An 11,984-nucleotide genomic window follows, 5' to 3' on the forward strand; every position below is an offset into this window, starting at 1 on the left:
CCGGAGAGGTGGATACATTGGACGCATATTGCAATAGAACCATTTCGCTGAATGGGGAATGGCGCTTCGCCCTCGATCCGGACCGCGCAGGGAAATGGGGGGACAGCGAGTCCGGCAGTCCGGCGGACCGAATCCGCGTGCCCGGTTCCTGGGAGGAGCAAGGCTTCGGGAAGAAGCCGAAGGAGCATCGGATCGGCACGTGGACCAAGCGCTGCGAATATGTCGGGCAGGCTTGGTATGTGAAGGAAATCGAGATTCCGGCCGAGTGGGAGGGCGATCAAGTCGAGCTCGTCCTGCGCGGCGTCCGGTGGATTTGCGAAGTATCGCTGGACGGGAACATCGCCGGCGCCGGCGAGTCGCTGGCACACCCGCACCGCTTCGACTTGACGCCCTTCGTGCGGGCGGGCGAGAAGCAGAAGCTGGCGCTGCGGATCGACAACGAGATGAAGCTGCCGCTGGAAGAAAGCCACGCTCATTCGATTCATACCGCGTCGACATGGGGCGGCATTACAGGCGGGGCGGAGCTGGTCCGGTCGCCGCGAACGAGAATCGGCTTCGTCCGGATTGCGCCGGATGCGGCCTCGCGGTCGGTGACGCTGACCGTAGACGTCGTCCGGGAAGCCGATTCGGAGACGACGAAGGATCTGGTGAGCGTAGAGATACGCGCGGCGAATGAGGAAGCGGGCGCGGAGGCGATTACGGCGCAAGGAATCGTCGATCGCCTGGGGCGAGCCGATCTGACGGTCTCGATGGGGGAGTCCGCCAGGCTTTGGTCGGATCGCGACCCTTTTCTGTACGCTGTGCAGGTAAAGCTGCTCCGAGACGGCCTGGAAATAGACCGGACGGAGCGCAGGTTCGGTCTGCGCACGATCCGGGCGGAGGACAAGCGCATCCTGCTGAACGGCGAGCCGATCTTCCTGCGGGGCTACGTCGATTGCAGCGTCTTTCCGCTTACCGGCTACCCGGTATGGGACAAGGAGCAGTACCGCCGCCAGTTCCGCATCGCGCGCTCCTACGGCTTCAACCATGTGCGCCTGCATAGCTGGAACGCGCCGGAGCCCTTCTGGGAGGCGGCGGATGAAGAAGGCATGCTCGTGCAGACGGAGCTCCCGCACTGGTCCATGCATTACGAAGGCCGCAGCGCTGCCGTGCCCGAGGCGGTTCATGCCTTCCTGAGGCGGGAGCTGGAGCGGGTCGTTCCGGCGCTGAACGCCCATCCGTCCTTCGTGCTGCTCTCGATGGGCAACGAGCTGATCAAGGCCGACGGCCATCCCGGCCTGAACGAGCTGGTGAACCGGGCTCGCGAGCTTGATCCGACCCGGCTGTACACGGACAACACTGGGTTCGGGGAGCTGCCGGCCGTCGGCCGGGAAGGCGATTATTTCATCCCGAGCCTGAACTGGCACGCGCCGCAGCGCACGGATTTGTCGGCCACCCCGGACACCCGGGAAGATTTCCGCAGCGTAACCCGGGCGGATGACGCCCCGATCCTTGCCCACGAGCACGGACAGTATACGATGTACGTCCGGCCGTCGGAAGCGGGGAAGTATGCCGGCATTTTCGAGCCGAGCTGGCTCCATAGCGTGGAGGAGTCGCTGGCGAAGAAGGGGCTGACGGAGCGCATCGATTCGTTCGTTGAAGCTTCCGGCATCCATCTGATCCGGTCGATGAAGGAAAATATCGAGCGGATGCGGCGGACGCCCGGCCTATCGGGGTTCCAATACTTGGACCTGCGCGATTTCCCGGGACAGGGGCATAACACGATCGGGCTTCTTGACGCATTCTGGGACAGCAAAGGGCTGATCGATCCGGAAGCGTTCCGGACGATTAACGACGAACGGGTGCTTCTGATGCGCAGCAACGGGAGAACGGGGTACGCCGGAGAGGAGATCGAAGCGGAGATCGAGCTGTCGAACTTCGGGTCGGGGCCGTGCGGGCCGGGGCGGTTGATCTGGCGTCTGGAGAGCGAGAGCGGCGCGTTCAGGGAAGGCGCACTAAGGACTGAAGCCGTCGCGGCGGGCGGCATCGGCCGTCTGGGGACCGTAATTGCCGCTACGCCGCCGGGGGAGGCGAACGCCTGGACGCTGAAGGTCGTCTTCGAATGGGAAGGCGGCCGGGTTCGCAACGAGTGGGCGTTCTGGTCGTTTCCTCGCGCAAGGGCAATCCCCGGTCAGGAGCGCATCTTCAGCAACGTCGAAGCGCTGAACCCGGCGCTGCCGGATGCAAAGCGGGAATACGCGAGCTCGTATTTGACGTTTACGATCCCTCCCGGGACGAAGCTTGCGATCGTGAGGCGGTTGACGGGCAGCGTGCTGCAGTATGCAATGGACGGCGGCAACGTGTGGCTGATGACCGAGCCCGGAGAGTCGTACGACGAGGTGACGACGCGGTACATTCCGCCGTTCTGGAGCTTCCTATGGTTTCCGACGCAGGTCGGCCATACGATGGGCATGAAGATCGAGCAGCATCCGGCGCTGGGGCGGTTCCCGAACGACGGGTTTTCCGACTGGCATTGGTACCACCTGGTCGACATGGCTTCGGCGATCTGTCTGGACGCCGTGCCGCATGTGAAGCCGATTATCGAAGTCGTGGACAACTTCAACCGTTCGAAGCGGCTCGCGTACGCCTTCGAGGCGAAGCTCGGCAAAGGCAATCTGTTCGCGACGTCGCTGCAGCTTACCGCGGACGCGCAGCGCAAGCGGCCGGAAACGGAGTTTCTGACGCACGAAATCGTTCGCTACTTGACGAGCGACTATTTCCGTCCTGCGCAGGGGCTGACGATCGGCGAAGTGCTGAGCCTGTTTAAGATGGACATTCGGTAAACGACAAATGATTAGGGAGGCATACCATGAACATATCTACTTCGTTGAATGTTTTCGAAATCGATCATCCGGTCGAGCGGCAAATTCGCAGGTGCAAGGAAGCGGGCTTTCTTGCGCTTGATTTCAATTATTGGGATTACCAGGAGACCGTCGCGAAGATGACCTGGCAGGAGGAGGAGGCGTGGGCCCGGAATATCCGGGCAGCCGCAGACGTCCAAGGCGTGCGCTTTACGCAAATGCACGGACCGGTTCACGGCGGCTCCTTTACCGAAATGGTCATGGGGTTGAACGTCGAGTCTTTTCTCGAAATGGCGTCCCGGTCGCTGCGAGCGGCAGGCATTCTCGGCGTGCCGTGGGTCGTCTTCCATCCGAGTCCGCTGTCGCTCCGCGGAGAGGAATCGCACCTGGAGGTGCTCGAATACAACGTCGGCTTTTATCGCAGGCTGCTTCCGGTTATGGAAGAGACGGGCGTCGGGATCGCGCTGGAAAACATCTTCGACCGGACCGGCGGCGAGACGGGGCTCTTCCGCAGAATCTATTGCGCGATTCCCGAACAGCTGGCGGAGCTGCTCGCGAAGCTCGATCATCCGCTGTTCGGCGCTTGCTGGGATACGGGGCACGGCCACCGGCAGGGTCTGCGCCAGGCGCCTTCGATCCGCATGCTGGGCCAGTGGCTGAAGACGCTGCACATCCAGGACAACAACGGAATTCACGATCAGCATCTGCTGCCGTACCTCGGCACGATCGATTGGAAGGAAGTCATGTCCGCGCTGCGCGAGGTCGGCTATTCCGGCGACTTCACGTACGAAGCGCATAATTCGGTGCGGCCGCTGCCGGACGGCATGCGCGACGCAGCGCTGCAATACGCGTACACGACGGCGAAATTCGTGCTGCAGAACGGTTAATCAAGCGGAAAGATGAACAAGCCTTGGCTTCTCGATCGTTCAGAATGGATAAGTTTCACCTTTCGCATTGCCTGAACGATGTCCGCAAAGCATCTTCAGCAGCCAGGGACTCCGAAGGCGTTTTTGCTTCAGGCATTCATTTTGGGGAGATGGGGTGACGTCGGTGAAATTCCAAGCTTCACGGAGAATGCTGGGCTTCGCTTTGGGCGTTTGCTTGCTGGCGCAGACCGCATGCGCAGCTTCGATGCCCGAATCGGAAACGGACGGCAGGTTAATCGTGCATATGCTGTCGCATGACGACGGGAGGAACGACTCGTTTATTTTCGAGCTCCCGAACGGCGAGGTCATGGTCGTCGACAATCAGAACAGCGAACAATTGGAGGCCGATCTCGGCGAGCTGGGCATCGAGTCGATCCGGTACCTGGTCGGGTCTCATCAGCATGTCGATCATATCGGCGGCTTTTTCGATTTTCTCTATGACGGGTTCCCGATCGACAACACGAAAGTGTATTATCCGGCCGGAGCGATCAACCGAACCAACTCCGAATACGCCAACCTGGAGAGCGCGGCCAAGAGCCGCGGCTTGGCCGTCGAGTACCTCGCGGAAGGCGATTATATCTTAAATACGACGTATGAGGACAAACCGCTGATCGTCAAAGCGCTCGGTCCCCTGACCAGACGGACCGACGGGGGCAGGGACGACTATACGAACGTCAACGACGCTTCGCTCATCCTCAAAATTACGTACGGAACGCAATCCATCCTGATGATGGGCGACGCGAAGTCGTTGACCGAATCCGATCTGATGACTTACCGGAACAGCGAGCTGAACGGAATCCAAGTTCTGAAGGTCGGCCATCACGGCATCAAGGACGTCGATCAGTGGCCGGCCAGCGGGGCGTTCCTCGACCGGCTCGGGGTGACGAAGGCCTTGATCACCAACGGCACGCACGACATCGCCGTCACGGTCGTGGATACGCTGCAGGCGCGGAACATCCCTTACTGGACGACGGGACAGTACGGCGTGAAGGGGCCCGACGTGACGCTGTCGACCGACGGAGCGAGCGATTGGACGACCGCGTCGGACGCTTATTGGAAGCCCGGGGATACGGGGACGACGTATTATTTTATCGAGCACGAGGGGAGTCCGACGAATACGAACGGCCTGCGCCGGTTTTACAACGACACGCCGATCGGCTCGGACGTGGCGCTGTCCGACTCGCAATGGGGCGGCTATCACCTCCGGTGGCAGTTGATGGACGCGGGAGACGGATATTATTACATCCAGAACATGAGATTCGGGACGAGACTGTATTCGACGACGGACGGGTCCGACGTCTATCAGGCGGCGGGTACCGAGACGAGCGACAATGTCAAATGGAAATTGATCGACAAGGGTGAGACATGGAAGGCGATCGAGAACAAAGCCGCCAAAGGCCGGCTTCACGCGGGAGCGGATGAGGAATGGCATGTCGGACTGACCGACAGCTCGGATACTGGCGAGAACGCGCAGTGGAAGCTCGTCCCGATTCCGTTAGGCTCTTGATCGCAGGCGATATGCCGGCGTTAAGCGAAGGGCGCAAGTCAGCCGAATTGTGCAGCCCTACAGCCGGTTCAGTCCTTTTATCCCTGCACGCCGTTTCTATAATTGAAGTGAAGGTCATCATTCCAAGTTAGGAGAGATGCAATCTATGAAGAGTAAGGCTTGCAGGATCGTACTCGGGATATTGCTGATTCTCGCCTTGACGGTGCCGTCGACATTCGTGTTTCCCCAGGCCGCATCGGCAACGGCCGGGATGTTGAAGGTGCACATGCTGTCGCAGGACGATGGCCGGAACGATTCCTTTATCTTCGAGCTCCCGAACGGCGAAGCGATGGTCGTCGACAATCAGAACGGCAGCGCGCTCGTCTCCAAGCTGAACAGTCTGGGCATAGACTCGGTCAAGTACGTGGTGGGAACCCACCAGCACGTCGATCATATCGGCGGCTTGGATCATTTCTTGAACAGCGGGTTTCCGATCGATAACACGAAGATTTATTATCCCGACGGCGCGATTCATCGCACCAATGCCGAGTACGCCAATCTGAAGAAAGCCGCCGACAATCGCAATTTGACGATAGAGTATCTCTGGGACAATGAATATATCGTGAATACGACCTATGACAATAAACCGTTGATCGTTAAGGCGATCGGACCGTTGTACTGGCGAGTCAACGGGGGCAGCAACGATTATACGAACGTCAACGACGCTTCGCTCATCCTCAAAATTACGTACGGAACGCAATCCATCCTGATGATGGGCGACGCGAAGTCGTTGACCGAATCCGATCTGATGACTTACCGGAACAGCGAGCTGAACGGAATCCAAGTTCTGAAGGTCGGCCATCACGGCATCAAGGACGTCGATCAGTGGCCGGCCAGCGGGGCGTTCCTCGACCGGCTCGGGGTGACGAAGGCCTTGATCACCAACGGCACGCACGACATCGCCGTCACGGTCGTGGATACGCTGCAGGCGCGGAACATCCCCTACTGGACGACGGGACAGTACGGCGCGAAGGGGCCCGACGTGACGTTGTCGACCGACGGAGCGAGCGACTGGACGACCGCGTCGGACGCTTATTGGAAGCCCGGGGATACGGGGACGACGTATTATTTTATCGAGCACGAGGGGAGTCCGACGAATACGAACGGCCTGCGCCGGTTTTACAACGACACGCCGATCGGCTCGGACGTGGCGCTGTCCGACTCGCAATGGGGCGGCTATCACCTCCGGTGGCAGTTGATTGACGCGGGAGACGGATATTATTACATCCAGAACATGAGATTCGGGACGAGACTCTATTCGACGACGGACGGGTCCGACGTCTATCAGGCGGCGGGCACGACGACGAGCGATAACGTGAAATGGAAAATAACCGATTACGATGGCACCTGGAAATTCATCGACAATAAAGCGAACGGCTATCGGCTGCACTCGAAAGCGCAGGAAAACTGGCTCGTTCGCTTGACTAGCAGCACGTATACGAACTCCAACGTGCAGTGGAAGCTCGTACCCGTCCCGTTAGGCTCCTGATCTATCCAGTTCGGAACAACAATCGTCACTTTTAAGAGGCTTGGTTGAACCAGGCTCAGCCAACCCGGTTTCGCAGCGTGTCCGAAAATGGTAAGCTGTCAACGATGAAAGATTCAAGCTTGCCATGGAACGGAAGGAGAAATCGGGCGTGATGTCGTATTCGCCTTTACCTATAGACGAGGCGCTGCCGGAGCTGAAGCGGGCGCTGGCGAAGGGAAACAACGCCGTGCTGGTCGCCGAGCCGGGAGCGGGGAAGACGACCCGGGTGCCGCTCGCCTTGCTCGGGGAGAGCTGGCTGCAAGATCGCAAAATCGTCATGCTGGAGCCCCGCAGGCTTGCGGCCAGAAGCTCGGCCGATTATATGGCGCGGGCGCTGGGAGAGCAAGTCGGGGGGACGGTCGGCTACCGGGTGAAAATGGACGCGAAGGTCGGCGCGAGGACGAGGATCGAAGTCGTGACGGAGGGCGTGCTGACCCGGATGCTTCAGTCGGATCCGGCGCTGGAAGGCGTCGGCCTCGTCATTTTCGACGAGTATCACGAAAGAAGCCTGCACGCCGATCTGGGGCTTGCGCTCAGCCTCCAGTCCCAGGCGCTGCTGAGAGAGGACCTGAAGCTGCTCGTCATGAGCGCGACGCTTGAAGCGGAGCCGGTGGCGGAGCTGCTCGGAGGGGCGCCGGTCGTGCGCAGCGCCGGGCGGAGCTATCCGGTGGAGACGGTGTACCGGCCGGGTCCTCCGGGAATCGAGGCGGAAGAGGCCGTTGCCCGGGCGGCTCTCGACGCGCTGCGCTCCCATGAAGGGGACGTGCTCGCGTTTTTGCCCGGCGTCGGGGAAATCCGGAGGGTGGAAGCGCGGCTGAGGGAAAGCCTGCGCGGCTCAGCGTTTAACGTCCGCGTATTTCCTCTGCACGGAAGCCTGTCGTCCGAGGATCAGGACAGGGCGCTGGCTCCGCTTCCCCAGGGGGAGCGGAAAATCGTGCTGGCGACGTCGGTGGCGGAAACGAGCTTGACGGTGGAGGGCATCACGGTCGTGATCGACAGCGGGCTGATGCGCGTCTCCCGGTTCTCGCCGCGCACGGGCATGTCGAGGCTGGACACCGTTACGGTGTCCGCCGCATCCGCGGACCAGCGCCGGGGACGCGCGGGACGGCTTCGCCCGGGGACGTGCTACCGGCTGTGGAGCGCGGAGCGGCAGTCGGCGCTGCCGCCTCGAAGCTCGCCGGAGATTCTGGAGGCGGATCTGGCGCCGCTGCTGCTCGAGCTGGCCGTATGGGGAGTCGGCGATCCGGGAGAGCTGATCTGGCTGGACGCTCCTCCCGCGCCCGCCGTGCAGCAAGCCCGCGAATTGCTGGTGCAGTTGGGAGCGCTGGAGGAGGACGGCCGGAGGGCGACGGAGCACGGCCGTCAAATGGCCGAGCTGGGCAAGCATCCCCGAATCGCCCATATGCTGCTTCGGGCGCTGCCGCTCGGACTGGGGGGGCTGGCGTGCGAGCTGGCCGTCGTGCTCGGGGAGCGGGATCTGCTGCGGTATTCCGACGGACAAGCGCCCACGGCGGATTTGCGGGCCAGAATCGAAGCGCTGCGCGGCCGCGGCGCTTACGCCGCAGACGAAGGAGCCCGCAGGCGGCTGGCGGAGGAGGCGCGGCGGCTGCGGCGGGAGCTGGGGCTGAGCGCGCCGGGAGTAGATGCGGACCGGCCGGACGATTGCGGCCTGCTGCTCGCCTTCGCCTACCCCGACCGGATCGGTCGCCAGCGAGACAGCGGCAAGTATTTGCTCAGCGGCGGCAGGGGCGCGGCGTTCGGCCCGGGCCAGGCGCTGGCCCGCGAGCCGTGGATCGTCGTCGCGGACGTCGACGACGCGGGGGCGGACGGCCGGATCCGCTTGGCCGCTCCGGTGTCGCTGGAGCGGGTCGCCGCGAGCCTGCGGGAGGCCGTCGCCGTCGAATCGGACGTGTTCTGGGACGCGGAGGCCAAGTCGGTTCGCGGGCGGGAGCGCCGGAAGCTCGGCGCGATCGTGCTGGAGGAGAAGCCGCTCGGCAAGCTGCCGGAGGAGAAGCGGCTGCAAGCGCTGCTGGAGGGGATACGCTCGGAAGGGCTGGAGATGCTGCCGTGGACGAAGGCGGCCCGCCAGTTCCAGGAGAGGGCGGCGTTCGCGCGCCGTCACGACGATTCTTGGCCGGATTTGTCCGACGAGGCGCTGCTGGCGACGTTGGAGATTTGGCTGGCGGATTATGCCGAAGGGATGAAAAGCCGGACCGATCTGCAGCGGCTGAACGTGAAGGAGCTGCTGGAGGCGCTGCTGCCGTGGGAGGATCGGCGCCGGCGGCTGGACGAAGAGGCGCCGACGCATTGGACGGCGCCCAGCGGCTCGCGCGTTCCGATCGACTACGGCGATCCGGACGCGCCGTTCGTCGCCGTGCGTCTGCAGGAGCTGTTCGGCTTGCCGGAGACGCCGCGAATTGCGGGCGGCCGCGTTCCGCTGACGCTTCATCTGCTGTCGCCGGCGCAGCGGCCCGTCCAGGTGACGCAGGATTTGGCGAGCTTCTGGCGCGGCGCTTATTTCGAGGTGCGCAAAGATTTGAAAGGGCGCTACCCGAAGCACTACTGGCCGGACAACCCGCTCGAGGCGGAAGCGACCCGCCGCGTCCGGCCCCGGCAGTAGCGAATGGCGCTTGCCCTCGAACGGTCCCCGTTCCCGATCCAACTTAACTCAGCGTTCAACGCGAAGAGAGCAGCGAAGGCCTGGCGCCGATCGCTGCTCTCCTTTTGCCGACCTTTTTCCTCGCGTCAGTTTTTCTTCCGTGTCGTTCATGTTTCATTAAAACTGCATTATAATGCCAGGGCGATATGTTATGATGGATGAAGCGAAAAAACTCGAACGCCGGCGAACGGGAGCGGGGGGTGGCGTAATGACGGACATGGAAGAAGGCCGCACCGGAGAGGCGGTCATTCGGCTGGACAACCGGTTGGACGAGCTGGAGCGTTTGCACGCTTTTTTCGAGGACATCGGCGAGCGCTCGAATTGGCCCGATCGGCTGAAATTCGACATGACGCTGAGCTGCGAGGAGCTGTTGACCAACACGATCAATTACGGATTTCCGCAAGGCGGGCGCCATGTCATTACGCTGTCCGTACGGTTTTCCCCGGCAGGGGTCGAGATCAGGCTGGAGGACGAGGGAGTGCCGTTTAACCCGCTGGAGTTCGAGGAGCCGGACCTGTCGCTTGGTCTGGAGGAGCGGACGGTCGGCGGACTCGGCATTTTCTTCGCCAAAAGGCTGATGAACGAATTCATCTACGAGCGCACGGATACGGGCAATCTCGTCATTCTGCGCAAAATCATTTGACGGCGCGGCCTTTTCCGGACGGGAGCAGGCCCGGTTCAACGCATTCGGGAGGAGATTATCGATGATTATCGTAACGACGCAGCGCGAAGGCGCGGCCATCATGAGCTTAGAAGGACGTCTGGACGGCCAGCACGCGCAGACGGCGGAGGCTTCGTTTCTGGCTTTGACCGCGGAAGGCCACACCCGGTTCGTATTCGATTTCTCGGCCATGCAATACATAAGCAGCGCGGGTCTGCGCGTCGTGCTCGTGGCGGCGAAAAAGGTCAGAAGCCTGCAGGGGAGGCTCATCTGCGCGAGCATGAACGACCAGGTGCGGGACGTGTTCGAAATGTCGGGCTTTCTGAGCATTCTGGAAACGGCGGACTCGACGGAAGAGGCGCTTGAACGATTAAAAGCTTAAGCCGCGCGCTTGCCGCGCGCCGGCGAAAGTAGGGGAACGCATGGATGGACAATGGATAGCCGCCGGCGTCGGCGCGCTTGCGGGGGCCGCGGCCGGGGCGGGCGCGCTGTACGCGATCGTGCAGATGCGGCTTCGGCGAATGAAAACGCTGCTGGAGATCAGCATGCAGCTTAATTCGACGCTGAAGCGCAGGGAACAGATGGAGCTGATCATGAATACCGCCAAGCGGGTGCTGCCGGTCGAGGCGGCTTCGGTGCTGCTCGTCGATCCCGAGACGGACGAGCTGATCTTCGAGCTGGCCCAGGGAGAGAAGGGGGCGGCCGTCCGCGAGATCCGGCTTCGGCCCGGTGAAGGAATTGCCGGCCATGTGGCGCAGAGCGGACAAAGTGTGGTCGTCAACGACGCGAAAGCCGATTCCAGGTGGTCCAACCGGGTCGCGGAGAGAACCGGATTCGATACCCGCAATCTGCTGACGGTGCCGATTGTCAATCGCGAACGGGTGGAAGGCGTGCTGCAGGTCATTAACAAGAGGAGCGGCAAATTCACGAACCGCGACCGGCTGCTGCTCGAGCAGGTAGCCCGACCGATGGCGGTCGCCCTGGAAAACGCGAGGCTGTACGCCAAAGTCGAGGAGTCGCTTGCCGAGCTGCAGTCGACAACGGCGATCAAGGAGAGGCTGGAAAGCGAGCTGCAGGTAGCGGGCACGATCCAGATGAGCTTCCTTCCCCGGACGATGCCTTCCGCCTACGAGCCTTACGACGTCTGCGCGCTGCTCAAGTCGGCCAAGGAAGTCGGAGGGGATTTCTATAATTTCTTCAAAATCGACGACGACCATCTGTTTTTCGCGCTTGGCGACGTGTCGGACAAGGGCATTCCGGCCGCGCTGTTCATGGCGGTCACGCTGACGCTGCTCAAGGGGAAAATGGGCCCGGGCCTGTCGCCCGGCGAGCTTCTGACGATGGTCAACGACGAGCTGGCGCGCGACAATCCGCTCGTGTTCGCGACGATCGTCTGCGGCGTGTACACGTGCTCCACGGGCGAGCTGGTCATGAGCGAGGGCGGACACTGCACGCCATACGTCGTGCGCGCGGACGGCAGCATCGAGCCGGTGAAGCTGAAGAAGAGCCTGCCGCTCGCCGCGATGGAGGACGCCGTCTACCACGACGCCCGCCTGTCGCTTGAACCGGGAGACCGTCTCCTGCTTTATACCGACGGCATTACGGAGGCGGAGAACTCGGCGCAGGAGCAGTATTCGTCCGATCGCCTGCGGGAGTTTCTCGGCATGACGCCGGGCATGTCCAGCGCCGAGACGATCGACGCGCTGCTCATGCACGTTTTCATGTTCGCGGACGGAGCGCCGCAGTCGGACGACATTGCGGTGCTGACTTTGATGCGTCGTTAGGCGGCAGGGCGTTGAGGCGATAAAGGCGGTAGGAAGATGA

At 62.1% G+C, this 11,984-nt stretch carries 8 protein-coding genes; all 8 read left to right on the plus strand.

Annotation, left to right across the window (positions count from 1 at the left end; translation table 11 throughout):
- The first annotated feature begins 17 nt into the window (after positions 1–17).
- The 8 genes from ACFO3S_RS18155 (at position 18) to ACFO3S_RS18190 (ending at position 11,944) form a co-directional block, all read left to right on the plus strand.
- Positions 18–2,822, plus strand: coding sequence for a glycoside hydrolase family 2 protein (locus ACFO3S_RS18155; RefSeq protein ID WP_378099041.1), 2,805 nt, complete (start codon positions 18–20; stop codon positions 2,820–2,822).
- A 26-nt stretch (positions 2,823–2,848) separates the two neighbouring features.
- Positions 2,849–3,727 carry a sugar phosphate isomerase/epimerase family protein gene (locus tag ACFO3S_RS18160; protein WP_378099043.1) on the plus strand — a complete coding sequence of 293 codons (879 nt, stop codon included), beginning with the start codon at positions 2,849–2,851 and terminating at the stop codon, positions 3,725–3,727.
- A 154-nt stretch (positions 3,728–3,881) separates the two neighbouring features.
- Complete coding sequence (locus ACFO3S_RS18165; RefSeq protein ID WP_378099045.1) at positions 3,882–5,273, plus strand: MBL fold metallo-hydrolase; 1,392 nt, start codon at positions 3,882–3,884, stop codon at positions 5,271–5,273.
- A 145-nt stretch (positions 5,274–5,418) separates the two neighbouring features.
- Positions 5,419–6,801, plus strand: coding sequence for an MBL fold metallo-hydrolase (locus tag ACFO3S_RS18170; RefSeq protein ID WP_378099047.1), 1,383 nt, complete (start codon positions 5,419–5,421; stop codon positions 6,799–6,801).
- Positions 6,802–6,952: 151 nt separating this feature from the next.
- The gene (gene hrpB / locus ACFO3S_RS18175) at positions 6,953–9,460 is read left to right on the plus strand and encodes an ATP-dependent helicase HrpB (RefSeq protein WP_378099130.1); all 2,508 of its coding nucleotides are present in this window, start codon (positions 6,953–6,955) and stop codon (positions 9,458–9,460) included.
- Between the two features lie 247 nt (positions 9,461–9,707).
- Positions 9,708–10,142, plus strand: coding sequence for an ATP-binding protein (locus tag ACFO3S_RS18180; protein WP_378099049.1), 435 nt, complete (start codon positions 9,708–9,710; stop codon positions 10,140–10,142).
- 61 nt (positions 10,143–10,203) lie between these two features.
- The gene (locus tag ACFO3S_RS18185) at positions 10,204–10,542 is read left to right on the plus strand and encodes an STAS domain-containing protein (protein WP_378099051.1); all 339 of its coding nucleotides are present in this window, start codon (positions 10,204–10,206) and stop codon (positions 10,540–10,542) included.
- Between the two features lie 40 nt (positions 10,543–10,582).
- The gene (locus tag ACFO3S_RS18190) at positions 10,583–11,944 is read left to right on the plus strand and encodes a PP2C family protein-serine/threonine phosphatase (RefSeq protein WP_378099053.1); all 1,362 of its coding nucleotides are present in this window, start codon (positions 10,583–10,585) and stop codon (positions 11,942–11,944) included.
- The last annotated feature ends 40 nt before the right edge of the window (positions 11,945–11,984 follow it).

Source organism: Cohnella hongkongensis, assembly GCF_042654645.1.
GTDB classification, from domain to species: Bacteria; Bacillota; Bacilli; order Paenibacillales; family Paenibacillaceae; genus Cohnella; species Cohnella hongkongensis.